This window comes from Streptomyces sp. NPDC050388 (assembly GCF_040655635.1).
In the GTDB taxonomy this organism is placed as follows: Bacteria; Actinomycetota; Actinomycetes; order Streptomycetales; family Streptomycetaceae; genus Streptomyces.
Genome location: NZ_JBFAKH010000027.1, coordinates 61090 through 84965 on the forward strand (window position 1 = coordinate 61090; position 23876 = coordinate 84965).

Below are 23876 nucleotides of genomic sequence, written 5' to 3' on the forward strand. Positions count from 1 at the left end.
GCCACCGGCCTGTGCCGAACCCCTTGATCATCCAGAAGGTGCCGAACCATGACAGTCGCCATCGACCGCGCGACCGGCAAACGCCGCGGTGACCGCGCGCCCCGCCCCGGCCCGGTCGGCCGCCTGAAGCACGCCTACCAGAAGCACTGGTACGCCTACGCCATGATCGTGCCCGTGGTCGTCGTGCTCGGCACCATCGTGCTGTACCCCCTGGCCTACGGCTTCTACCTCACCCTCACCGACGCCAACAGCCTCAACTCGGCCCGCACCATCGGCGTCAACGAGATCGAGGCCACCTACAAGTTCATCGGCCTCGACAACTACGCCGACATCCTGTGGGGCGAGACGGCGTACGACCGCTTCTGGTCGCACTTCATCTGGACGATCGTATGGACGGCGGCCTGTGTCGCCCTGCACTACACCATCGGCCTGGGCCTGGCCCTGCTGCTCAACCAGAAGCTGCGCGGCCGCACCCTCTACCGGCTGATCCTGATCCTGCCGTGGGCCGTGCCGACCTTCGTCACCGTCTTCGGCTGGCGGTTCATGCTCGCGGACAGCGGCATCATCAACTCGGGCCTGGGGTCCCTGGGCCTGCCGACACCGCCGTGGCTGGAGGACCCCTTCTGGCAGCGGTTCGCCGCGATCATGGTCAACACCTGGTGCGGTGTGCCGTTCATGATGGTCTCCCTGCTCGGCGGACTCCAGTCCATCGACGGCGCCCTCTACGAGGCGGCCGAGATGGACGGCGCGAACGCCTGGCAGCGCTTCCGGCACGTCACCCTGCCCGGCCTCAGGTCGGTCAGCTCCACCGTCGTGCTGCTCGGCGTCATCTGGACCTTCAACCAGTTCGCCGTCATCTTCCTGCTGTTCGGCAACACCGCCCCGGACGCCCAGATCCTCGTGACCTGGTCCTACTACCTCGGATTCGGACAGCAGCCACGCGACTTCGCGCAGTCCGCCGCCTACGGCATGCTGCTGCTGGCCATCCTGATCGTCTTCACCTCCTTCTACCGCCGCTGGCTGAACCGCAATGAGCAGCAGCTCGCGATCTGAGGCAGGAGTCCCCATGAGCACCACCACCGTCAAGCCCGCTGCTCCCACGGACCGTCCGGCCGGCGAGAGGACCCCGCCCGTGAAGGTGCGCGGACGCGGGGAACGCGGCCCGCTCGCCAGTCTCACCTCGCACGGCATCCTGGCCGCGGCGAGCCTCGTCGCGCTGTTCCCGGTCGCCTGGCTGGCCTTCCTGTCCCTCGGCCCGGACAAGGACGACTACCTCCGCCCCGGCGGCATCTGGGGCAAGATGACGCTGGACAACTACGTGTTCGTGCTGCAGGAGACGAACTTCTTCCACTGGCTGAAGAGCTCGCTGATCGTCTCGCTCGGCACCACGGTCCTCGGCGTCCTCGTCGCCGCCACCACCGGGTACGCCGTGTCCCGGATGCGGTTCCCCGGGTACAAGAAGTTCATGTGGGCCCTCCTGGTCACCCAGATGTTCCCGGTGGCCGTCCTGATGGTCCCGATGTACCAGATCCTTTCCGACCTTCAGCTGATCGACACCTACTTCGGCCTCATCCTCGTCTACTGCTCGACCGCGGTGCCGTACTGTGCCTGGCTGATGAAGGGATATTTCGACACCATTCCGTTCGAGATCGACGAGGCGGGCCGGGTCGACGGGCTGTCCCCGTTCGGCACGTTCGCCCGGCTGATCCTGCCGCTGGCCAAGCCCGGCCTCGCGGTCGCGGCCTTCTACAGCTTCATCACCGCGTTCGGCGAGGTCGCCTTCGCCACGACGTTCATGCTGGACGACACGAAGTACACGTTCGCCGTCGGTCTGCAGAGCTTCGTCAGCGAGCACGACGCCCAGCGCAACCTCATGGCCGCCACGGCGGTCCTGATCGCGATACCCGTCTCCGCGTTCTTCTACCTCATGCAGAAGAACCTGGTGACCGGCCTCACCGCGGGCGGCACGAAGGGCTGATCGTTCTGCCCCTCGTACGAGGACTCCCGCGCGCCCCGAGCGCGCGGGTGGCGGCCGCGGCGGCCCGAACCGACCCCGCCGGCCACCGCGGCCGCCTCTTCTCCTCGCTCGCCGCACCACCCCCACCCCGATGACACGAACAGGACGACATGAGCCAGCAGCACTCCACCGCCCCGGCACCGACCTCCCCGGCCTCTTCGACCGAATCCGCCGCCGTCGCCACCGTCGCCAGGCGGCGTGACTGGTGGCGCGACGCGGTGATCTACCAGGTGTATCCGCGCAGCTTCGCCGACAGCAACGGCGACGGCATGGGCGACCTGGAGGGCATCCGCTCCCGCCTGCCGTACCTGCGCGACCTCGGGGTGGACGCCGTGTGGCTCAGCCCCTTCTACGCCTCGCCGCAGGCCGACGCCGGCTACGACGTCGCCGACTACCGCGCCGTCGACCCCATGTTCGGCAACCTGCTCGACGCGGACGCGTTGATCCGGGACGCTCACGAACTGGGCCTGCGGATCATCGTCGACATCGTGCCCAACCACTCCTCCGACCAGCACGAGTGGTTCAAGCGGGCGCTCGCCGAGGGCCCCGGCTCGCCGGCGCGGGACCGCTACCACTTCCGGCCCGGCAAGGGCACGAACGGCGAACTGCCGCCCAACGACTGGGAGTCGATCTTCGGCGGCCCGGCCTGGACCAGGGTCACCGAGCCCGACGGCACCCTGGGGGAGTGGTACCTGCACCTCTTCGCCCCGGAGCAGCCCGACTTCAACTGGGAGCACCCGGCCGTCGGCGACGAGTTCCGCTCCATCCTGCGGTTCTGGCTGGACATGGGCGTCGACGGCTTCCGCATCGACGTCGCCCACGGCATGGTGAAGGCCGAGGGCCTGCCGGACCTGGGATCGCACGAGCAACTGAAGCTGCTGGGCAACGATGTCATGCCGTTCTTCGACCAGGACGGCGTGCACGACATCTACCGGCAGTGGCGCCTCATCCTCGACGAGTACTCCGGCGAGCGCATCTTCGTCGCCGAGGCCTGGACGCCGACCGTCGAGCGCACCGCCAACTACGTCCGCCCCGACGAGCTGCACCAGGCCTTCAACTTCCAGTACCTGGGCACCCACTGGGACGCGACGGAACTGCGCGAGGTCATCGACCGCACCCTGGACGCCATGCGCCCGGTCGGCGCCCCCGCCACCTGGGTGCTGTCCAACCACGACGTCACCCGGCACGCCACCCGCTTCGGCAACCCGGCGGGCCTCGGCACCCAGCTCCGGCTGCCCGGCGACCGGGAGCTGGGGCTGCGCCGGGCCCGCGCGGCGACCCTGCTGATGTTGGCGCTGCCCGGCTCGGCCTACGTCTACCAGGGCGAGGAACTGGGCCTGCCGGACGTCGTGGACCTGCCGGACGAGGTGCGCCAGGACCCGGCGTACTTCCGGGGCGCCGGCCAGGACGGCTTCCGCGACGGGTGCCGGGTGCCGATCCCGTGGACCCGCGCCGGTTCCTCGTACGGCTTCGGGGGCGGCGGCAGTTGGCTGCCGCAGCCGGAGGGCTGGGGCGAGCTGAGCGTCGAGGCGCAGACCGGGGTGGCCGGTTCGACCCTGGAGCTGTACCGCGCCGCACTCGCCGTGCGCCGGGAACAGGCCGACCTGGGCGCGGGCGACACGGTGGAGTGGCTGCCGGCCCCGGAGGGCGTACTCGCCTTCCGGCGCGGGGAGTTCGTGTGCGTCGCGAACACCACGGGGCAGGCGGTGACCCTGCCGTCCTACGGCAGGGTGCTGATCACCAACGGTGAGGTGGCCGAAACCGGCGACGGGGCGAAGGTGCCGGCGGACACGACGGTGTGGTGGACACGGGCCTGACGTCTCGTCCGCCCCAGGGCCCGCCGCTCCCTTCCGGGGAGCAGCGGGCCCTCGCCATGCATGACGGGCGCTCTCAAGTCCGCTGCTCACTCCGCCGGTTCACCTCACGCACCCTGGCGCTCAGCTCGACGGTGCGACGCCCTTCCCGCAGCGCCTCCGCCAACTTGAGCGCCGTGCCCGGATTGCAGCGTCCGAGATCCACCAGCGGCGGCAGATAGCCACTGGCCAGCGAGACGGTGTCGAGCCCCAACGAGGGCAGGAGCACACCGGCGTCATCCAGTGCCAAGGCGAGTTCGTTCCTGGCCTCGTCGGCGTCCCGGATCGCGGCCGCGCGCCTCGTACGTTCCTGTGGTGCCATGGTTGCGGTGCCCTTCCTGCATGATGATCCCGACTCTCCCCACGATCATCGGTACGTGACGCTACGCTCACCAGGGGTAACGGTTTTCGTTGCACCGGATCGAAAATGGGGGACAGACGATGCCCGCACCGAAGGAACTCGACCCCTCCGCTTCCCTGCCGGCGCTCTACGGCGTGAAGCTGCGCAAGCTCCGCGTCCGCGCCGGTTTTACCCAGCGTGGGCTCGGTGACCTGATCCCCATCGCCCACAGCCGTATCGCCCAGTTTGAACTGGGCGAGGAGACACCGCCCGAGGACGTCAACACCAGGCTGGACGAGATCCTGGAGCCGACGGCGACCTGGTCGATCTGTGGACCCACATCAAGCGGACGCCGATCCCGGACTGGGCACGGAAGTTCGTGACGTACGAGGCCAGGGCGAACGCCATGCACAAGTACATGGCGCACAGCGTCCCGGGTCTGCTGCAGACCGCTGCCTACGCACGTGAGGTGCTGCGCCATGGACAACCGTGGTGCACGGTGGAGGAGATCGAGGAGAAGGTGGCGGCACGGCTGAGTCGGCAGAGCCTGCTCCGGAAGCCGCAACCGCCGCTGTTGTGGGTGGTGCTCGACGAGTCGGTGATCCGGTGCCCGGTGGGAGGCCCGACCGTCATGCGGGAGCAGTTGGCCTCCGTGCTGGAAGCCGCCCGCACCCCGCACATCGAGGTGCAGGTGATGCCCTTCGTCGCGGGCCCACTCCGCCATGGGCGGCTCGCTCACCCTTCTGTCATTCGACAACGCGCCGGACGTGGCCTACCTGGAGGCGGGCCACTCAGGTGAGTTGGTGGAAGGCCGGGCCATGGTGGCCCGGCACTCCCATCGTTACGATCTCGTCCATGCCCGAGCCCTGCCACCAGAGGCATCCGCGGCCCTGATCCGGCGGGCCATGAAGGAGCACGAGACATGCGCAGTATCTGACCTGACCTGACGGCCGCAGTGTGGCGCAAGAGCACGTACAGCGACGGCGGCGGCGTTGACTGCCTGGAACTCGCCGACAACATCCCCGGCATCGCCCCCGTCTGCGACAGCAAGAACCCCACCGGCATGACCCTGCTCATCGGTACCTCCGCCTGGACCGCCTTCATCGACGGCATACGAACCAGCGCGTACTGATGTGGGTTACTGCAGTGACCGCAGGGCTGCGTCGTTCTCGTAGGGGCCTGCCCGATCAGGCGGACAGTGGCGAACCGACGACACACCGAGGCTCCGGCCGGTGACGACGACTTGGGAGAGTCATCCGCCTTCAGCCGGAGCTTCGATGTGTCCGCCGCGGACCCTCTCGGGCTTGCCGAGGCTGACGTGACTCCACCCAACAGCAAGATCAACTTGTGTTACGTGGAATTGCACCGCCACCTGGGTGGACCGTCATTGGAGAGTCCTCCAAGCACAGAAGTTATTAGAGGTAAGCGGCAGCTTTTCTGCGGCGGTTGGGAAGGAACGGGTCGATCGATCCGGCGCCGGATCCGGGGCCGGCGTCCTCGCCGCGGATTCGGCGAGCAAGGCGGGCAAGTCTGGGGTCGCCGGGAGGGACGTTGATCTGGAAGTGGGACTCCTTGACCGGCTTTGCGTGTCCGCCCCAGCGGATGACGTCCTGGCATTCGGCGAGGATGTCCGCGACGACGACCTTCTCGAGGGCGGACAAGCCGGTGCCCTTTTGCGCTCCCAGCGGGTAGAAGAGCGGGCGGATGGCGATCGCGGTACCGGACAGGTGGTTCGACTCGAAGTCGGCTCCGAGGATGCGGTGGTCGGTGTGGCCCTGGACGTCGCCGGGGCGGAGCATGTCGATCTCGTACGCGAACCGGCGGGCCACATAGAGCAGTACCGTGGCCACGTCGCCCTTCAGCAGTGGCACGTTGACGCTGGTGCCTTCGATGCGGAAGTGCGCGATGCGGTTGCCATCGATGACGGGCCAGCCGTTCTGTGACCGTCGGCCACGCCACATGCTTCGTTCAGGAGCGGATGCGGCAGCGGTGGGAGCAGTCGCGAGGAGGGCTCCTGCGGTGAGGCCCGCGGTTATGCCGAGAGCTTGACGGCGGGTGAGTATGTGAGCGGTGTCGCTCAACGCGTGTGTCCTTTCCGGTAGCGGCGGTAGGCAAGGACCGCCAACGTCACCAGGCAGCCGGTCAGTATGGCCATACAGGTGAAGAGGAGTGGGTTGACCCAGCTGCTCACGAGTTCCTTCCGCTCACCGTTGTCCCAGTAGCAGGTGGCGTTCAGCGGAAAAGTGCTGTCCTCGTAGCGGTCGAAGTGGACGACGGGGCGTCTGTCGAAGAAGTCGGGACATGCGTGCGACGGGAAGGAGAATTGGACTTGAGACCAGCCGAGCAGGTAGCACAGGGTTCCAGTGGCGGTGGATGCCTTGATCAGGCCGAGGAGCCGTCGGCCCTTCTGGACACGTACGAAGGCCAGACCGAAGCCTACGAAGAGCACCACCAGGATCCAGGAACCCATCAGGCTGAACCGTCCGCGAACAGCCTGGCGTGGTTGGACTTCATCTTCGCCTGGCTGCGGGCCTCCAACCCGGCGCGAGCGATCAGCGTATCCGCGAAGCCAAGGCAATAATTCCTCAGCCTGTCCTCCGGAAGCAGGTGGGAAAAGATCATGGCGGCTCCCCCTTGCTGCTGTTCGAGGAAGATGCGTCCGACATTGATGAGCGGATCATCGATCGATGTGAGGATGTAGAACGCCGCGTCCGCCGCGGTGGCCTGCGAGGTACCGAACCGCTTGGCAAGATAGTCCTCGAACCGGGTCATCCCGCCGGTCTTCTCATAGTGATCGCGCAGGGCCGTGGTGATGGGCACGTCGGACCGCATCTTCTCGGCCAGGAGGAACCCGTCGGCGTCCTCCACGAAGTCGTTAAAGCCGAACGTGGAGAGTACGCCGACCTTGCCGAGGCGTTCGGTGCAGTAGGTGTAGCCAGAGGCGTAGGAGCCGCTGTCGCGGCGCCATTCCCCGTAGAACGTCATGAGGTCCCCGGCCCACCCGGCCACATCACCACGGTTGGCCATGTGCTTGTCGGACAGAGGCGGCACGATCATGTGTCCCGCTGCCGTGGCCAGCAAGTGCGCGGGGCCCAGGTCATGACCCGTGAAGGGATCGGTGAAGTCGGGCATCATTACCGCGCCTCGGCTGTTGGCGTAGTCGATGAACGACCAGTCGACTTGGCCGATCAGGCTCGTCCACTCGCGCCCCGCATAGCTTTTCTGCCGGTAATAGTCCGTGACCAGCTGGTTCGGGGTGCCCTTTCCGTAACTTTTGGCGAGGTCGTACAGTCGGTCGATGTTCGCGAGAAAGTCCGCAGCAGGGGAAACAATACGGTTGACGTCCCCCTGGCCTTCATCGGATTTCTCCCGGTGCGCGTCGCGGTCCAGCCAGAAAGTATCGCTGCCGTTGGTTACCTTGTACTCCTTGATCTGGTTGAACGACCAGTTCGCCGGCAGGGGGAAGCCGAGGTTGCCGGAGAATCCCCAGGACATGCCGGAGACGAACGAGTAGGCGGCGTAGGTTTCTTTCGTCACCTCTGCGCAAACGTTCCGTGAACCGTAAACTCCGTGAAGGTACCGCTTGCCTCTGGACGCCAGGCCAGCAGTGACCCCGCGGAAGTAGTCCAGGATGTGCGGCATGTCCTCCTGGGTGGCGTCGTAGTCGACAGCGAAGTAGATTACGGTGCCCCGATTGAAGCCGAAGTGAGCAGCTTGGTCGTGGGCCCACTGGCCGTGCCTGTACCCGTTGTCCCGGTTGTACTCTGCCAGGCTTCTGCCGTGGTCCTGGAAGATCGGGAAGACGCGCAGTTTGGCTGCGAAGATATCGTCGAGCTCTCCCGGCTCCAGCATCTTCGACCCGCCGCCCGCCGATGCCTCGTTGATGTAGCGGCCGACATATCAGTACTTGTCGTCGTACATCCTGGCGCCGCGGGACGGGGTGATCGTGTAGGCGGTATCAGAAGCATTTGCGTCTCGCTCGGTATCTCCCATGGACACCAGGAGTTGCGCCCACGTGGTGTAGTCGCCCTTCCCCGTGACGGGAAGCTGAGAGAACGCTTGGAACGCCCTCACCCAGCCTTCGACATCGTCATCCCACGAGTCGGTGAAGTGGGTGCGTCCGTTGGGCTCGCCGTATCCAGGAACGGGCTCATTGAACACGCAGGCTGCGGAGAACAGTTGGACGAAGAGGCCGGATGACCCGGGGCCGACGGGGTGCGCCCTGATGCCGGCTTGTGTGCCGGGCCCGAAGTTGCCGGTCGCGTCCGCCTCCGCTATGCCGACCGCGAGCTGGATCGCTTTCATCAGCGACTGCTGCACGTCCCGCGAGTAGATCCCGTCAGCGGGGCCGATGGAGAACGTCTTCTTCGTCCAGTAGTTTTTGTTCAGCCACTGCTGGATGGACCGGATCTTGTCCGTGCCGCCAGCGACGGTTATGTAGGCAGCCATGTTGAGGATGGCTTTGAGCACCTTGGGCTGGACTACCCCACCGTCTTGGGGGAGGCCCATGTTCTCCTTCATCTTGTCGACCGCCGCCGCGGCGACCGTGTCGAACTCGGCCACCGCCGTGTCTCCACCCCAGTAGCCCTTGCAGAACAGGCCGTGGCGGATGATTTTCACGATGTTGGTGTTCTTCCGCCAACCGACGCCGATGGTGCCGAGCTCGGTGACCTTGGCGAGGGTCCCGTCGCCGAAGTTCGCTACGACGGGGCTGATGCCGAGCTCGTGCTGCAAGCCCATGGTGAGGGAGTACATGGTGATCCAGCCGGTCTTTCCGTCCTCGGGGCACCTCGCGTAGCCCGGCACGTTGTTGTATGTGGCGTTGACCCATCTCTGGGCAGCAAGGACCTTTTCGTCGGCCATGTGACGGACTCTCCTCTAGCGGATGAGGTGCTTCGAGAGTGGATATATCGGGATGAATTGTGATCAAAAATGCATGCGTTTCGATTTGGGCGGCCGGATGCGTGCTGGGTGCCGGAGCGCTGCATGAAACGCGGTAAGAGTTGTCCCGTAACCCAGCGGAGGGCTAGCGGGTCCCCGATGGTGGATTCACTTGTCTGGTCCTGGCCTGCTGGCAGCCTCGATCGAGACTCGCCTGATTGGGTCGTATCGGACGTCGAGGAGTGGTTCGAAGAGTTGCAGGAAAGCCCTTGGCTGACTGGACTTATGTGGGTCTTCGAAGTCAGTGGGGCGTCGACCGATGCGCCTTGGCCAACCCGTGGAGCGCCGTTCCACTGGGGCGATCGTGAGTGCGGCCCAGGTCAGGCACCGTCGATCAGCCTGCCCCGGTCTGCTCGAAGGTGACGATTTCCACCGTCGGGTCAGCCGGTACCGGGGCTTCGTCCTCGTCGATGAGAAGTCCCGCTTCCCGCCCTGTGTCTCCGGGCAACACGTGGGGGAAGGAGCGCTTCATCATCACCTCGTAGCCCTGCGGTCCCGTCACGCGCACCGTGAAGGAGAAGGACATGGGCCTCTGCGACGGGTTGGGGATGTGGACGGCGGTGTAGACGCCGAGTTCGTTCGGGGTCAGCCGGATCTGGACGTCGCCGAACGTGTAGGCCTTGGTGTCCCCTTCTCTCGTCGGTGCGGCGGCAGGCGCCGTTGCCACGGCGGGAGGAAGGGCGGGGGATGTCGGGGAGGCGGCCGGCGTCTCCTCGGGCGACGCGTCTTCCGTCATGCTGGTCTCCTCGACGCCGCTCTCCGGGACGGAGGGCCGGGTCTCGGTGACCGGGGACGCCGACACGTCGGCGTCCCCCTGTTCCCCGCTGCATCCTGAGACGGCCAGAACCGCCACCAGGGTGGTGACGGCTGCCGGAACACGTCGTGTTCGGGTTCGAGCCACGATTAGTTGCAGCTCCCGACGGTCTGGACGCGGTCCACGAGAATCTTGCCGTTGGAGTCCTCCATGTAGGAGTAGACCGTCCCGCAGTAACCGCGCTTCTGGTAGACCGGGCCGGCGTAGGACCCGAAGGCGCCGAAGTCCTCGGCAGGGGCGTCGGAGGTGTAGTTGGATTTCAGACGCACGCCCATGTACCTGGTGTAGCCGCTGTCGTTGAAGAACACGGTGCAGATGGGCTTGTCGTAGTACCCGCTACCGGACGTGCCGTTGGTCCACGTGTACGTGGTGCCGTAGGTGCTGTAGCGCCAGGCTCCGGTGGAGATGGTGTAGCCGGAGCCGCACACGTTGGCGGCGGCGACGGCTGCGGGTGCGTTGGACTCGATGATCCGTCTTGTCTCGTCCGGCGCCTCCTTGTCGACCTCGACACCCTTGATGTCGACATCTCCATGGGTTTGTTCGCCTTCGGGGCGGCATGTTCGGCCGCCGATGCGGCCGGTGCGGTCGCGATGAGGCCCAGAAGGGCCACGGCGACAACGCCCAGTCGTGTTGCAGTCTTCATTTGCGCTCCTTCACATGCGAGTCGGCTCTTGCCAACCGGATCAGACCGTGTGCTTTCGAACCGATGAGCATGCGGGGCTCACTGAAGAAGGTCCGAGTTCAGGAGCTTCTGTCCGCATATACCCCCGCGCTTCGCGGCTGTCAGGAGCGTAGATCTACTTCCGAAGTTCGGGGAAGGGCTTCCGGCTGCAGGCTCAAGAGGTCGGAAAGCTGTCGTCACCGAGCGTCCCTTGCTGCGCTCGCTTTCCCCTCATTTGATGCGCCATATCCATGACTTGCAGGTTTCCTTACGGGTTCCCGCGCATAGGGCCGACGGTTTCCGGCCAGCCGTCGACATACCCGTGGATGGGCCTGTGCCTCCAGTGAACCCGGACGGGGCGATCGTAAGAGCTCTCTCGCAGAAGGAATCGGGGTACCGTCAGCGCGCCTCGCGGCCCGCGAGAGGCTCACAGGTGTCGGTCACGCCGAGTGGGCGAGGGGCGCCGAATCCTCACCCCTCCGACGGGAGCAGAAAGTGACCACTCCCGAAGGTGTGACCTTCATCACTTCGATCTTTCGTAGGGATCATCCAGGCCTCTGGCGGGCGCTCCGGAGTCGTGAAGATTGGGGTGGGTGGCCGCTTGGCCGCCGTCGTTCGATCGTGAGGCCGATTTGAGCTCGTACTAGGGCCTGTGCGGAGTCGTGATCAACGTGGCGGTAGAACACTCGTGTGGCGAGACGCGAACTGAGCGATGACGATTGGGCGTTGGTGGAGCTGTTGTTGCCGATAGGTGGGTACGGGCCGTATCCGCACCGGCTGCGGGATCAGTTCGAGGGTGTGGTCTGGCGGTTCCGTACCGGAAGCCAGTGGCGGGAGATACCGGAGGAGTTCGGGTCCTGGTCGACGGTCTACGACCGGTTCCGTCAGTGGCGCGATGCCGGGGTGTTCCAGGCCCTGATGGAGGCGCTGATCGCCGAGGCCGCGCGGCGCGGGCAGGTGGACCTGTCGCTGGTCAGCGTGGACTCTACGACCGCCCGTGCATATCACGACGCGGCGGGCGCACGGATGAGTGAAGATGTCCTGGCCGCCCTGGAGGAGGCCATTGAGCAGTCAAAGGGGGCCGCAGGAAGGGACAAAAGGATCAAGAAGGTGCGGAAGAAGCTGACGCGGCTGACCCTGCCCGTGCCGAGCGGCGCCGGGTTCGCCGTCGGCGCCGCGCGCGGCTGAAGGCCGCTGCCCTGGGGCGCTCGCGGGGCGGGCTGACCAGCAAGGTGCACCTGGCTGCCGAACGACGCTGCCGTCCGCTGTCCTTCGTGCTCACCCCCGGGCAGGCCGCCGACAGCCCGCAGTTCATCCCCGTCCTGCAGGGCATCAAGGTCTGTGTCGGAGCTGAGAGCTCAGGCAGTGGAGAGAGGTGATCCGCACAACCGGCTCGGACTGCGGACAGCGAACCGCGTCATGGCCCGCAGAGCCAGCCCCGACGAAAGACGCCTCTGTGTGCACGATCTCGACCGCTCGGGCCGCCTCTCGACCGGGCGGCGGCCCATCTTGATTTCCGCAGTGCCGCACTCACGATGGGCGCGGAGCCGACCTCGTCTTGTCAAAGGACTCTGTGGGTCCGGGCATACTCAAAGGCTCGGCCCGCGCCATGAAGGCCGACTCCGGTCCCCCAGCAAACCGGGGAACAGGACTTGCTTGCCGTCCTTCACGTCCCATTAGGCATACTCCTCGCGCCGCAACCGCACCCACCTGCGCACACGCCAGATCAAGGCGGTCATCCCGGAGAAGGCCGACCAGGCCGCCAACCGGAAGAAGAAGGGGCGCCGCGGTGGGCGGCCCGTCACCCACGACGCCGAGCTCTACCGTGACCGCAACATCATCGAGCGCCTGATCAACAAGCTGAAGGCATGGCGCGGCATCGCCACCCGCTACGACAAGGCCCCCGAGGGCTACCTCGCAGCCCTCCACCTCCGCGGCGCGATCATCTGGCTCCGCAGCCTCCGTCCCACCACACGAGACTGAACCCCCTGGGCTGGCCGATGAGTGGTTGGTTCGCCCTGTACAGCGTCGGCCACCAGCAAGCCGCCATCCGGGCAGGAAGCTGTCAGGGCGTGCGGAGCTGGGGCGGGAAGCCGGTCCAGCGCAGGTCGTCCGGGAGGTGACTCACGTCGTTGTAGACGAGGACGGTTGCGGGCCGGGCAGGCGCGTAACGGATCACCGTGAGCGCAGCGTTTGCGTGGTTGAGTCCCATCCAGCGCCAAGCCGGCGCTTCGAAAGCGGCGCGCACCAGCCAGGCGATGAGAAACGTGTGGGTGACGACAAGGTCGTGGCGGGGGGCATTCCCGCCGTCGACCGGCCCGGTGAACTCCGCGACCGCCTGGCGGGCCAGCTCCGCTCCGCGCGCACGGTCCACGGTAGACAGCGAAGCGAGGCGAGGCAGCATGGCGTCGGCAACATCTGCGGGAACCTCGTCACGCTCCGGCACGTACGGGACGTAGTCCCCGGCCGCCTCGCACTCACGCAGCGGCACATCGCCCAGACGCTCCCCGACCAGCCGGGCCGTCTGCACCGCGCGGGGCAACGGACCGTGGTGAACGGCCGTCAGCGGCACGCCGTGCAGACGCTTGCCCAATAGCTCAGCCTGACGGCGCCCGGCCGCGGTGAGACTGCCTTCGTCGGGTGTGGCCTCGCCATGGCGGGCCAGGTAAAGGTATCGATCTTGCATATCGGGGTCGACGCCCCCCGGTGGCCGCTGGTTCCCCCGCCCCGCCCAGGGAGCCCAGAGTCGGCCGCCAGCGGTGCTCATGATCACGACCCCGCACAGGCCCTAGAGCCTGACTTTGAGGGCCTGGCGCAGGCAGCGCCTCGAAGTGTTGCCGCGGACGCGCAGAGCAGATCCTTTGCTCCTGCCGGATCCTTGCCAGGCGGCCGTCCGTGCGGCAGGCGGTGCGTGAGGGGGCTGAGGGTGAACCTCGTTCACGAGTGCTGTACCGCCTACTGCCCTTTCGGAGGGTGAAGCTTTAACATCTGCGTCACGCAAGGTTTCTGAAGGTTTCAGCAAGAAGCTTCAGGGGCCTTCGCGCTCCCCACACCCTTCGATGAAGAAGGACACCCCACATGGCACGCAGAACCCTCGCCGGGGTCGCCGCGCTCGCGGTCGCCTCGGTTGTCATGACCCCGACTGTCGCGGAGGCCGCACCGCCCGGGAACAAGGACGTCACCGCCGTCCTGTTCGAGTGGAACTTCAACTCGGTCGCCCGCGAGTGTGCGAACACCCTCGGCCCCGCCGGGTACGGATACGTCCAGGTCTCCCCGCCCGCCGAGCACATACAGGGCTCGCAGTGGTGGACGTCGTACCAGCCGGTGAGCTACAAGATCGCCGGCCGGCTCGGTGACCGCACCGCGTTCCGGAACATGGTGAACACCTGCCACGCGGCCGGTGTGAAGGTCGTCGCCGACACGGTCATCAACCACATGTCCGCGGGCAACGGCACCGGGACCGGCGGCTCGGCGTACACTAAGTACAACTACCCGGGCCTGTACTCCTCGTACGACTTCGACACCTGCACCTCGGAGATCACCGACTACCGGGACCGCTGGAACGTCCAGAACTGCGAACTGGTCGACCTCGCCGACCTCGACACCGGCGAGGAGTACGTCCGCAGGACCATCGCCGGGTACATGAACGACCTGCTCTCCCTCGGCGTGGACGGCTTCCGCATCGACGCGGCCAAGCACATGCCCGCCGCCGACCTCGCCAACATCAAGTCCCGGCTCTCCAACCCCGGCGTCTACTGGAAGCAGGAGGCCATCCACGGCGCCGGCGAGGCAGTCCAGCCCACCGAGTACACGGGGAACGGAGACGTCCAGGAGTTCCGCTACGCCTACGACCTCAAGCGGGTCTTCAACAACGAGAAGCTCGCCTACCTGAAGAACTACGGCGAGGGCTGGGGCTACATGAACAGCTCCGTCTCCGGCGTCTTCGTCGACAACCACGACACCGAGCGCAACGGCTCCACGCTCAGCTACAAGGACAACGCCAACTACACCCTGGCCAACGTCTTCATGCTGGCCTGGCCCTACGGTGCCCCGGACATCAACTCCGGCTACGAGTTCTCCTCCACGGACGCCGGACCGCCGAACGGCGGTCAGGTCAATGCCTGTTGGCAGAACGGCTGGAAGTGCCAGCACGCCTGGCCGGAGATCAAGTCGATGGTCGCCTTCCGCAACGCCACCCGCGGTCAGGCGGTCACCAACTGGTGGGACAACGGAGGCAACGCGATCGCCTTCGGCCGGGGCAACAAGGGCTTCGTGGCCGTCAACCACGAGTCCGGCTCCCTGACCCGCACCTACCAGACGTCCCTCCCGGCGGGCACGTACTGCAACGTCCAGAGCAACACGCAGGTGAGCGTGAACGGTTCGGGGCAGCTGACCGCCACCCTGGGCTCCAACACGGCCCTCGCGGTGTACGCGGGCAAGTCGTCCTGCTGAACGCGCGCCGGTCGCGCCGCCGTTCACGGGGCGCGGCGCGACCGGCGTCCGTCTGTAAGTCCTTACCGTTACTTTCAAGACTCTTGCTGTAAAGCTTTCAACGGCGATAACGTCACGCCCGGAGCCCGGTGACGTGGCCGAAACAGGCCGCACCGTGGCGTGGGGGTCGGACCCAATGAGCCGTAATCGCAAGGAGTTTCGCCTGTGATACCCAGATGGCCCGCGCCTCCGAGGCGCCGCACCGTGCGGGGGAGGCGGATCGCCGCCGTCACCGTGGCCGCCCTCGCCGCGGCCCTCGTGCAGCCCATGGCAGCGAGGGCTGCCGCCCCGCCCAAGCCCCCTTCCGATGCTCAACTGGCCAAGGAGCCCGCGCGGCACGACCTGACCCGGGAGCAGTTCTACTTCGTGCTGCCGGACCGGTTCGCCAACGGGGACCCGAAGAACGACCGCGGCGGGCTCACCGGTTCGCGCCTCACCACCGGGTACGACCCCACCGACAAGGGTTTCTACCAGGGCGGCGACCTCAAGGGCCTCACCCAGAAGCTCGACTACATCAAGGGGCTCGGCACCACCGCCATCTGGATGGCGCCGATCTTCAAGAACCAGCCCGTCCAGGGCACCGGCAAGGACGCGAGCGCCGGCTACCACGGTTACTGGATCACCGACTTCACCCAGGTCGACCCGCACTTCGGCACCAACAAGGACCTCGAGACCCTCATCGACAAGGCCCACGCCAAGGGCATGAAGGTCTTCTTCGACGTCATCACCAACCACACCGCCGACGTCGTCGACTACGAGGAGAAGTCCTACGACTACCTCTCCAAGGGCGCCTTCCCCTACCTGACCAAGGACGGCAAGCCCTTCGACGACGCCGACTACGCAGACGGCTCCCGTAAGTTCCCGCGCGTCGACGCCGGTTCCTTCCCGCGCACCCCGGTCGTCCCCGCCGCGAAGAAGAACGTCAAGGTTCCGGCGTGGCTCAACGATCCGGCGATGTACCACAACCGGGGCGACTCCACCTTCGCCGGGGAGTCCAGCGAGTACGGCGACTTCTCCGGCCTCGACGACCTGTGGACCGAGCGTCCCGAGGTCGTCGACGGCATGGAGAAGATCTACCAGCGGTGGGTGAAGGACTTCGACATCGACGGCTTCCGGATCGACACCGTGAAGCACGTCAACATGGAGTTCTGGACCCAGTGGGCCACCGCCCTGGACGCCTACGCGGCCAAGAAGGGCCGGGAGGACTTCTTCATGTTCGGCGAGGTCTACTCCGCCGACACGGATGTCACCGCCCCGTACGTCACCCAGGGCCGCCTCGACGCCACCCTCGACTTCCCGTTCCAGGAGGCGGCCCGCCAGTACGTCTCCCAGGGCGGCAGCGCCAAGAAGCCGGCCTCCGTCTTCGGCGACGACCACAAGTACACGACCGACAAGGCCAACGCCTACGAACAGGTCACCTTCCTCGGCAACCACGACATGGGCCGCATCGGGACGTTCCTCAAGCAGGACAACCCGAAGGCGTCCGACGCCGAACTGCTGAAGAAGGCCATGCTGGCCAACGAGCTGATGTTCCTCAGCCGCGGCAACCCGGTCGTCTACTACGGCGACGAGCAGGGCTTCACCGGCGCCGGCGGCGACAAGGACGCCCGCCAGACCCTGTTCGCGTCCCGCACCGCCGACTACCTCGACGACGACCTGATCGGCACCGACCGCACCCACGCCGAGGACACCTACGACACGAAGGCCCCGCTCTACCGGCAGATCAGTGCCCTCGCGGAGCTCCGCAAGGCCCACCCGGCCCTCACCGACGGCGTCCAGCAGCAGCGGTACGCGGCCGACGGCCCCGGCGTCCACGCCTTCTCCCGCACCGGCACCGGCAAGGACACCACCGAGTACGTCGTCGCCTTCAACAACGCCGACGAGGCGAAGAAGGCCACCTTCGCGACCGACTCCGCCCGCATGGCGTTCCGCGGCATCCACGGCACCGACGCCTCCGTGACCAGCGGCGCCGACCGGAAGATCACCGTCACCGTCCCGGCCGGCTCGGCGATCGTCCTCAAGGCCGCGGGCGGGCTCGACCGGCCCGCCACGAAGCCCACGGTCACCCTCGAGGCCCCCGAGGCCGGCGCCACCGGCACCGTCGAGCTCACCGCCGACGTCGAGGGCGGACAGCTCAACCGCGTCGTCTTCGCCGCCCAGACCGGCAACGGGAAGTGGCGGACCCTCGGCTCCGCCGACCACGCCCCCCACAAGGTCACCCACACCATCGGCGCGGACGTCCCCGCCGGCACCGCCCTGCGCTACAAGGCCGTCGTGATCGACTCGGCCGGACGCACCGCGAGCGCGACGGCCGCCTCCACCACCGGCACCCCGCCCGTCGAGGAGCCGCCCTCCGCCGCCTCCCGCGACCACGCGATCGTCCACTACCAGCGCGCCGACGGCGACTACGACGACTGGGGCCTGTACGCCTGGGGCGACCTCGCCGAGGGCGAGGCCACCGAATGGCCGGACAGCCACCCCTTCACCGGCCGCGACGCCTACGGCGCCTTCGCGTACGTCAAGCTCAAGCCCGGCGCCTCGGACATCGGCTTCCTCGTCATCGACAAGGACGGGAACAAGGACGTCTCCACCGACCGCACGATCGACGTCACCAGGACCGGTGAGATCTGGATCGAGCAGGGCAAGGAGACCGTCACCACCGAACGCCCCGAACAGCCGGCCCAGGACACGACCAAGGCGATCCTCCACTACCACCGCACGGACGGGAACTACGACGGCTGGGGCCTGCACACCTGGACCGGTGCCGCGCACCCCACCGACTGGTCGAACCCCCTGAAGCCGGTGAGGACCGACGCCTACGGCGCGGTCTTCGAGGTGCCGCTCACCGAGGGCGCCACCAGCCTCAGCTACATCATCCACAAGGGCGACGAGAAGGACCTGCCGTCCGACCAGTCGCTCGACCTCAAGGCCAACGGCCACGAGGTGTGGCTGCTGAGCGGCCAGGAGAGGTACCTGCTGCCGCAGCCCGCCGGCTCCGCGGCCGCCCTCGACCTGACCACCGCCAAGGCGGTCTGGATCGACCGGGACACCGTCGTCTGGAACGGCTCCGACGCCGCCGCCTCCACCCAGCTCCTCGCCTCCCGCACCGGCTCGATCAAGGCGCAGGACGGCACGCTCACCGGCGGCGACGACACGCGCGTGCTCCGGCTGACGAAGACGTCCCTCACCGACGCCCAGAAGGCGAGGTTCCCGCACCTGAAGGACGACACCGCCTGGACCGTCGACCCGCGCGACCGGGACCGCGTGCGCGAGGCCCTGCGCGGCCAGGTCGTCGCCTCCCAGCGGGCCGCCACCGGCGCCGTGCTCGCCGCGACCGGAGTGCAGACCGCGGGCGTCCTCGACGACCTGTACGCGGCCGGTGCGACCAGGGCGGAGCTCGGCCCCGTCTTCCGCGACGGCCGGCCCACGCTCTCCGTGTGGGCACCGACCGCGCAGGACGTCTCGCTGGAGATCGGCGGCTCCACCGCCCGCATGCGGCGCGACGACGCCACCGGCGTCTGGTCCGTCACCGGCCCGAAGTCCTGGAAGGGCAAGCCCTACCGGTACGTCGTGAAGGTGTGGGCGCCCAGCACCCGCGAGGTCGTCACCAACAAGGTCACCGACCCGTACTCGCTGGCCCTGACCACCGACTCCGCGCGCAGCCTCGTCGTCGACCTCGGCGATCGCGATCTCGCCCCCCGGGGCTGGGCGGACCTGGACAAGCCGAAGGCCGTACCGCTGAAGGACGCCCAGATCCAGGAGCTGCACATCCGCGACTTCTCCGTCGAGGACCGCACGGCGAAGCAGCCCGGTACCTACCTCGCCTTCACCGACAAGGACAGCGACGGTTCGAAGCACCTGCGTGAGCTGGCGAAGGCCGGCACCTCGTACGTGCACCTGCTGCCCGCGTTCGACATCGCCACCATCCCCGAGAAGAAGGCCGACCAGGCCACCGTCGGCTGCGACCTGGCCTCCTTCCCGGCCGACTCCGACAAGCAGCAGGAGTGCGTGGCGAAGGCCGCCGCCAAGGACGCCTACAACTGGGGCTACGACCCGTACCACTACACGGTCCCCGAGGGCTCCTACGCCACCGACCCGGAGGGCACGACCCGCACGGTCGAGTTCCGGAAGATGGTCAAGGCGCTCAACGAGGACGGCCTGCGCGTCGTGCTGGACGTCGTCTACAACCACACCGCGGCGAGCGGGCAGGCGGACACCAGCGTCCTGGACCGGATCGTGCCCGGCTACTACCAGCGGCTGCTGGCCGACGGCTCCGTCGCCAACAGCACCTGCTGCGCCAACACGGCCCCCGAGAACGCCATGATGGGCAAGCTCGTCGTCGACTCGGTCGTCACCTGGGCCAAGGAGTACAAGGTCGACGGCTTCCGCTTCGACCTCATGGGCCACCACCCGAAGGCCAACATGCTCGCCGTGCGCAAGGCCCTCGACGCGCTGACCCCGAAGAAGGACGGCGTCGACGGCAAGAAGATCATCCTGTACGGCGAGGGCTGGAACTTCGGCGAGATCGCCGACGACGCCCGCTTCGAGCAGGCCACCCAGCAGAACATGGCCGGCACCGGCATCGCCACCTTCTCCGACCGGGCCCGTGACGCCGTCCGCGGCGGCGGCCCCTTCGACGAGGACCCCGGCGTCCAGGGCTTCGCGTCCGGCCTCCACACCGACCCGAACTCCTCGAAGAGCAACGGCACCGAGGCCGAGCAGAAGGCCCGGCTCCTGCACTACCAGGACCTGATCAAGGTGGGTCTGAGCGGCAACCTCGCCGAGTACCGCTTCACCGACACCGAAGGAAAGGAGGTCAAGGGCTCCCAGGTCGACTACAACGGCTCCCCGGCCGGATACGCCCACGCCCCCGGCGACGCCCTCGCCTACGCCGACGCGCACGACAACGAGTCCCTGTTCGACGCGCTCGCCTTCAAGCTGCCGAGCTCCGTGAGCGCCGACGACCGGGCGCGTGCGCAGGTCCTCGCCATGGCGACGGCCACCCTGTCCCAGGGCCCGGCCCTCTCCCAGGCAGGCACCGACCTGCTGCGCTCCAAGTCCCTGGACCGCAACTCCTACGACAGCGGCGACTGGTTCAACGCCATCCACTGGAACTGCGCCGCCGGCAACGGCTTCGGCCGCGGTCTGCCGCCGGCCGCCGACAACGCCGACAAGTGGCCCTACGCCAAGCCTCTGCTGGGCGCGGTGCAGGTCGGCTGCCCGCAGATCGAGGGCGCCTCGGCCGCCTACCGGGACCTGCTGAGGATCCGGACGACGGAACCGGTCTTCTCCCTCGACACCGCCGGGCAGGTGCAGTCCCGACTGTCCTTCCCGCTGTCCGGCAAGGACGAGACGCCCGGCGTGATCACGATGCGGCTCGGTGACCTGGTCGTGGTCTTCAACGCCACGCCGGAGCAGCAGGAACAGCGCGTCGACGCCCTCGCCGGCACCGGCCACCGCCTGCACCCGGTGCAGGCCGCGGGGTCGGACCCGGTGGTGAAGACCTCGTCCTACGCGGCGAAGACCGGCACCTTCACCGTCCCGGCCCGCACGGTCGCGGTGTTCACCACGACCGGCTGACGGACGGCGCGGGCTAAGGTGGGCCCTCCGACCTGCAACTGGAGGGCCCACCGATGCCGCAGATCACCGTCGACTACTCCGATCAGCTGAAGGCCGGCTTCGACTTCGACCGGCCCGCCTTCGCACGGGACCTGCACACCACCGTGGTGGAGATCGCGGCGGCGAGGCCGGCGGCGTGCAAGACCCGGTTCCGCCGGACCGAGGACGTCGTGGTCGGCCCCGACATCGACGGCCACGCCCTGGTGCACGTCCACATCGGACTGCTCCCCGGGCGGACCGAGGAGACCAAGGCCCGGCTCACGGAGGCCGTCCTGGAGCTGGTGCGGCAGCACGTGAAGTCCCTCGACGGCACGGTCCTGCACGCCTCCGCGGAGGTACGCGAGCTCGACGCTTCGTACCGGAAGTTCGAAGAGTAGGGGAGTAGGGGAGTAGGGGAGTAGGGGAGCAGGCGCCGGGCGACCGGTCAGGGCGAGGACGCCAGCGCGATCAACCGGGTGACCAGGTCGGCGAACGGCCCGTCACCCGGCTCGTCCTTGAGCAGACCGCGCAGCAGCGTGCTCAGCTCCTCGTCGTGCGCCGCGGCGACGGCGGCGAGCGCCGCGAAGTCGTGCACCAGCTGGGCCTCCAGCTCGGCCCGCGGTATGCGCCGGCCGTCCAGCCAGATCAGCGCCGTCGACTCGGCGAGCGAGATCCAGGAACGCACCACCAGATCCAGCTGCGCGGGCGGGTCCACCGCGCCCATGTGCGACAGGATCTGTTCGTACGCCCGCTGCCGTACGGAGTCGACCAGCGCGTTGGTGGTCGAGGAGCCGACTGCCGGGCCGCCGCGCATCAGGGCGGAGAAACCCGGCCCGTGCTCGTCGACGAAGTCGAAGTACCGGCCCATCACGCGCAGCAGCCGAGCTCCCAGCGGGCCCTCGTGCGGCTCCACGAACCGCGACGCGAGGTCGTCCGAGGCACGCCTCAACGCGGCCTCGTAGAGGCTGAGTTTGCCGGGGAAGTAGTGGTAGACCAGCGGGCGCGAGATACCGGCCGCCGATGCGATCTCGTCGATGGAGACGTCGTCGGGCGAGCGACGGCTGAACAGTTCGAGGGCGACGCCGATCAACTGCTGCCGGCGCTCCTCGACTCCCATTCTGCGGCGTGCCCCGGTAGTCATGCCCCCAGCCTACCGATCGATTCCGGACTCGAACGGTCCGGACCGAGCGGTGATGATCACCGGGTCAGCCGAGGCCGGTGAGGGAGCCCCCGTCCTTCAGGGTGCCCACGAGGTCGGCCTGAGCGCCCCGTTCGGCCTCGACGGTCAGCAGGTTGCCCTGCGCGGTGCCCTCGACACCGCCCTTCGCGGTGACGGACGTCGTACCGCGACTGCCGGCGGCCAGCAGGTACCAGGTGCCCGCCGGGGACTTCCACAGCACCCCGGCCAGCACCCGCGGCTCACGCGCCCCGCACTGCGGAACGTCCTCGGCCTTGGCCACCACCGTCCCGAACGGCCCGCCCGGCGTGTGGAACTGCGCCAGCACCCGGGTGCCACCGCCCCGCCAGGTCTCGGCCCGCGTGCACACCCAGTCCGCCGGGCCCGCCCCGCCGTCCGGCAGCGGCTGCTCGGCGAACGCCCACGTGTTCACGCTCCGGACGCCCGCCGAACGCACCGAGGCCAGTGAGCACGCGAACGGCGCCCAGGCAGCACGCAGCGCCTTGGCACCGGATGTCTTGCCGGTGGCCCCGGGCCGTCCCGCGGTCAGCCGGGCCGGGACCAGCTCGGCGAGGTCGGTCATCAGCCGGGTGCCGGTCTCGTCGGTCAGCTCCAGCACGTTCCACGAGGTGCACGAGCCGGCCCGCAGCGCCGGGCTGGCCAGCGGGGAGGTGACACCGTCGGCGAGCGTGAGGTCCGTCGCGTCGGTGTCGGGCTCGCGCAGGTCCCGCCGGCGGGCCTCACGTACCCAAGGAGCCGTCAGATAACGGACGTTGCCGTCGACCCGGCTCAGCACCACCGCACTCGCCCCGGCCCTTCCCGCGCCGTCGACCCGGGCGAGGTCGAGGACGGCGCCCCGGGCGCCGCCCTTCGGCTCGGCGTACCTGGCGATGCGCAGACCGTCGTGGAGGATCACCACGCGCGCGCTGTCGACCGTCCCCGCGTACAGCAGCTGGGGCGGCCCGGCCGGGCCGCCGGACGGGGTGCCCGGCGTCGCCGACGCCTGGACCCGCTCGCCGGGCCGGGCCCACACGGCGAGGGCGCGGCGCAGCAGGTCCGTGTCACCGGTCAGGTCGCCGCGGGCGGGCCACACGGAGAAGTCGGTGCGCGCGGAGGTCTTCCAGGCAGCGGGGGGGACCCGGGTCAGCCTCGCCGGGTCCAGGGCGGCCTGCGCGGCCGGGTTCCGCGCGTACGGCGGCGCGGCGGCACCGTCGGGCCCCCAGCCGTCACCGGGCAGCCCGAGCAGCGCGCCGCAGACGACGAGTGCGCACCCCGCGGTCAGCGCGGCCTTCAGGTACCGGCGGCGGCGCAGCAGATCGGTGGGCCGGGCCTGGAGGGAGCAGGGGTCGAACTCGGGGGAGTCGAGCAGCCGGTACTCGGCCGGCACCCCGTCGGCCTCGCCCAGCGCGGCGGCCGCGTCGGCGACCCCCGCGTCGGTGAGCACCTTGCGCACGTCCTCGTCCGCGAGCCGCTCGAGGCCCCGCAGCACGTAGGCGGCGCGGGCCGGTCCGGACAGGGCGGACAGCCGCTGATCCAGGGCGAGTTCGTCGGCGCCACCGGACCGCGGGTGCAGCCGCAGCCCCCACACCCGGGGCAACGGCGGTGACAGCAGCGTCCGCCTGAGCGGCCCGCCCGCCCGCAGCGCCGTACGCACCACCTGCAGCCGGACCAACGCGTACCCGGGATCGCCGTCCCGCCCGGGGGACGGGGCGGCCTGCGGGGCCTCGGCGGACTGGGCGGGGATCACGGGCGCCGCGGTGCGGCCGCGGGGCAGCGCGCGCTGGGCCAGGGCGTGCGCGGTCAGCACCCGTCTGCTCCGGCCCGTACCCGGCGGCAGCAGCAGGTAGGCGAGCCGGACGAGCCGCGGATAGTGCTCGGCGAGCGCGGCCTCGGCCTGTTCGACATCGACGACCGGACCGTCGGAGGAGGAGTGCGGGGGGCGCTGGGCGGCATGCTGTGACTGCACGCCCAGCAGAACGAGCCA

The 23876-nt window shown here is 68.3% G+C and carries 17 protein-coding genes and 4 pseudogenes; 11 read left to right on the forward strand and 10 right to left on the reverse strand.

The window, feature by feature from the left end; genetic code table 11:
• Positions 1 to 48 precede the first annotated feature (48 nt).
• The 3 genes from AB0I73_RS17790 (at position 49) to AB0I73_RS17800 (ending at position 3834) form a co-directional block, all read left to right on the forward strand.
• Positions 49 to 1053 carry a sugar ABC transporter permease gene (locus tag AB0I73_RS17790; RefSeq protein ID WP_363038342.1) on the forward strand — a complete coding sequence of 335 codons (1005 nt, stop codon included), beginning with the start codon at positions 49 to 51 and terminating at the stop codon, positions 1051 to 1053.
• A gap of 13 nt (positions 1054 to 1066) precedes the next feature.
• The gene (locus AB0I73_RS17795; RefSeq protein ID WP_363038344.1) at positions 1067 to 1978 is read left to right on the forward strand and encodes a sugar ABC transporter permease; all 912 of its coding nucleotides are present in this window, start codon (positions 1067 to 1069) and stop codon (positions 1976 to 1978) included.
• A 149-nt stretch (positions 1979 to 2127) separates the two neighbouring features.
• Positions 2128 to 3834, forward strand: coding sequence for a glycoside hydrolase family 13 protein (locus AB0I73_RS17800; protein WP_363038346.1), 1707 nt, complete (start codon positions 2128 to 2130; stop codon positions 3832 to 3834).
• Between the two features lie 73 nt (positions 3835 to 3907).
• Here the strand turns inward: AB0I73_RS17800 and AB0I73_RS17805 are convergent, their stop codons facing one another.
• Positions 3908 to 4192 (reverse strand): hypothetical protein, encoded by a 285-nt coding sequence (locus AB0I73_RS17805; RefSeq protein ID WP_363038347.1) that lies wholly within the window; start codon positions 4190 to 4192, stop codon positions 3908 to 3910.
• Positions 4193 to 4311: 119 nt separating this feature from the next.
• Between AB0I73_RS17805 and AB0I73_RS17810 the strand changes: the two genes are divergently transcribed.
• The 3 genes and pseudogenes from AB0I73_RS17810 to AB0I73_RS17820 all read left to right on the forward strand — a co-directional run bounded on the left by AB0I73_RS17810 (position 4312) and on the right by AB0I73_RS17820 (position 5342).
• Positions 4312 to 4593, forward strand: a complete 282-nt coding sequence (locus tag AB0I73_RS17810) for a helix-turn-helix domain-containing protein (protein WP_363038349.1) — start codon at positions 4312 to 4314, stop codon at positions 4591 to 4593.
• A 35-nt stretch (positions 4594 to 4628) separates the two neighbouring features.
• Positions 4629 to 5157: pseudogene (locus tag AB0I73_RS17815) on the forward strand (DUF5753 domain-containing protein).
• 8 nt (positions 5158 to 5165) lie between these two features.
• Entirely contained in the window at positions 5166 to 5342 is a 177-nt protein-coding gene (locus tag AB0I73_RS17820) for a DUF397 domain-containing protein (protein WP_363038351.1), read from the forward strand.
• Positions 5343 to 5625: 283 nt separating this feature from the next.
• Here the strand turns inward: AB0I73_RS17820 and AB0I73_RS17825 are convergent, their stop codons facing one another.
• The 6 genes and pseudogenes from AB0I73_RS17825 to AB0I73_RS17850 form a co-directional block, all read right to left on the reverse strand.
• Positions 5626 to 6291 carry a hypothetical protein gene (locus AB0I73_RS17825; RefSeq protein ID WP_363038353.1) on the reverse strand — a complete coding sequence of 222 codons (666 nt, stop codon included), beginning with the start codon at positions 6289 to 6291 and terminating at the stop codon, positions 5626 to 5628.
• Positions 6288 to 6680, reverse strand: coding sequence for a hypothetical protein (locus AB0I73_RS17830; RefSeq protein WP_363038355.1), 393 nt, complete (start codon positions 6678 to 6680; stop codon positions 6288 to 6290). Before AB0I73_RS17830 ends, AB0I73_RS17825 begins: the two co-directional genes overlap by 4 nt.
• Positions 6680 to 8098 (reverse strand): annotated as a pseudogene (locus AB0I73_RS17835) (glycoside hydrolase domain-containing protein); the annotation flags it as partial. The gene AB0I73_RS17830 and the pseudogene AB0I73_RS17835, both read right to left, overlap by 1 nt.
• Positions 8099 to 8110: 12 nt before the next feature.
• Positions 8111 to 9073, reverse strand: a complete 963-nt coding sequence (locus AB0I73_RS17840; RefSeq protein WP_363038357.1) for a peptidoglycan-binding domain-containing protein — start codon at positions 9071 to 9073, stop codon at positions 8111 to 8113.
• 412 nt (positions 9074 to 9485) lie between these two features.
• Complete coding sequence (locus AB0I73_RS17845; RefSeq protein ID WP_363038359.1) at positions 9486 to 10052, reverse strand: hypothetical protein; 567 nt, start codon at positions 10050 to 10052, stop codon at positions 9486 to 9488.
• A 2-nt stretch (positions 10053 to 10054) separates the two neighbouring features.
• Positions 10055 to 10393 (reverse strand): hypothetical protein, encoded by a 339-nt coding sequence (locus AB0I73_RS17850; protein WP_363038360.1) that lies wholly within the window; start codon positions 10391 to 10393, stop codon positions 10055 to 10057.
• A 923-nt stretch (positions 10394 to 11316) separates the two neighbouring features.
• Here AB0I73_RS17850 and AB0I73_RS17855 point away from each other — a divergent pair.
• Positions 11317 to 11927, forward strand: a pseudogene (locus tag AB0I73_RS17855) (transposase); the annotation flags it as partial.
• A 310-nt stretch (positions 11928 to 12237) separates the two neighbouring features.
• Positions 12238 to 12609 (forward strand): annotated as a pseudogene (locus AB0I73_RS17860) (transposase); the annotation flags it as partial.
• An 82-nt stretch (positions 12610 to 12691) separates the two neighbouring features.
• Here the strand turns inward: AB0I73_RS17860 and AB0I73_RS17865 are convergent.
• Complete coding sequence (locus tag AB0I73_RS17865) at positions 12692 to 13312, reverse strand: histidine phosphatase family protein (RefSeq protein WP_363038396.1); 621 nt, start codon at positions 13310 to 13312, stop codon at positions 12692 to 12694.
• A 392-nt stretch (positions 13313 to 13704) separates the two neighbouring features.
• Between AB0I73_RS17865 and AB0I73_RS17870 the strand changes: the two genes are divergently transcribed.
• From AB0I73_RS17870 to AB0I73_RS17880, 3 genes are all read left to right on the forward strand, one after another.
• Positions 13705 to 15078 (forward strand): alpha-amylase family protein, encoded by a 1374-nt coding sequence (locus tag AB0I73_RS17870; RefSeq protein WP_363038362.1) that lies wholly within the window; start codon positions 13705 to 13707, stop codon positions 15076 to 15078.
• 204 nt (positions 15079 to 15282) lie between these two features.
• Positions 15283 to 20697 carry a pullulanase-type alpha-1,6-glucosidase gene (pulA, locus tag AB0I73_RS17875; RefSeq protein ID WP_363038364.1) on the forward strand — a complete coding sequence of 1805 codons (5415 nt, stop codon included), beginning with the start codon at positions 15283 to 15285 and terminating at the stop codon, positions 20695 to 20697.
• 53 nt (positions 20698 to 20750) lie between these two features.
• Positions 20751 to 21113 carry an isomerase gene (locus AB0I73_RS17880; RefSeq protein ID WP_109381831.1) on the forward strand — a complete coding sequence of 121 codons (363 nt, stop codon included), beginning with the start codon at positions 20751 to 20753 and terminating at the stop codon, positions 21111 to 21113.
• Positions 21114 to 21160: 47 nt separating this feature from the next.
• On the opposite strand, the gene AB0I73_RS17885 is transcribed toward AB0I73_RS17880, so the two are convergent.
• On the reverse strand, positions 21161 to 21856 hold the full coding sequence (locus tag AB0I73_RS17885) for a TetR/AcrR family transcriptional regulator (RefSeq protein WP_363038366.1): 696 nt from the start codon (positions 21854 to 21856) through the stop codon (positions 21161 to 21163).
• Positions 21857 to 21920: 64 nt separating this feature from the next.
• Positions 21921 to 23858, reverse strand: a complete 1938-nt coding sequence (locus tag AB0I73_RS17890; RefSeq protein ID WP_363038368.1) for a hypothetical protein — start codon at positions 23856 to 23858, stop codon at positions 21921 to 21923.
• Positions 23859 to 23876: the final 18 nt, after the last annotated feature.

Excerpts from the sequence above, each read along its gene's own strand:
- AB0I73_RS17885 (WP_363038366.1), bottom strand. The coding sequence starts at position 21,856 with ATGACTACCGGGGCACGCCGCAGAATGGGAGTCGAGGAGCGCCGGCAG.
- AB0I73_RS17865 (WP_363038396.1), bottom strand. The coding sequence starts at position 13,312 with ATGCAAGATCGATACCTTTACCTGGCCCGCCATGGCGAGGCCACACCC.
- AB0I73_RS17800 (WP_363038346.1), top strand. The coding sequence starts at position 2,128 with ATGAGCCAGCAGCACTCCACCGCCCCGGCACCGACCTCCCCGGCCTCT.
- AB0I73_RS17810 (WP_363038349.1), top strand. The coding sequence starts at position 4,312 with ATGCCCGCACCGAAGGAACTCGACCCCTCCGCTTCCCTGCCGGCGCTC.
- AB0I73_RS17880 (WP_109381831.1), top strand. The coding sequence starts at position 20,751 with ATGCCGCAGATCACCGTCGACTACTCCGATCAGCTGAAGGCCGGCTTC.
- AB0I73_RS17870 (WP_363038362.1), top strand. The coding sequence starts at position 13,705 with ATGGCACGCAGAACCCTCGCCGGGGTCGCCGCGCTCGCGGTCGCCTCG.
- AB0I73_RS17830 (WP_363038355.1), bottom strand. The coding sequence starts at position 6,680 with ATGGGTTCCTGGATCCTGGTGGTGCTCTTCGTAGGCTTCGGTCTGGCC.
- AB0I73_RS17790 (WP_363038342.1), top strand. The coding sequence starts at position 49 with ATGACAGTCGCCATCGACCGCGCGACCGGCAAACGCCGCGGTGACCGC.
- AB0I73_RS17805 (WP_363038347.1), bottom strand. The coding sequence starts at position 4,192 with ATGGCACCACAGGAACGTACGAGGCGCGCGGCCGCGATCCGGGACGCC.
- AB0I73_RS17795 (WP_363038344.1), top strand. The coding sequence starts at position 1,067 with ATGAGCACCACCACCGTCAAGCCCGCTGCTCCCACGGACCGTCCGGCC.
- AB0I73_RS17840 (WP_363038357.1), bottom strand. The coding sequence starts at position 9,073 with ATGGCCGACGAAAAGGTCCTTGCTGCCCAGAGATGGGTCAACGCCACA.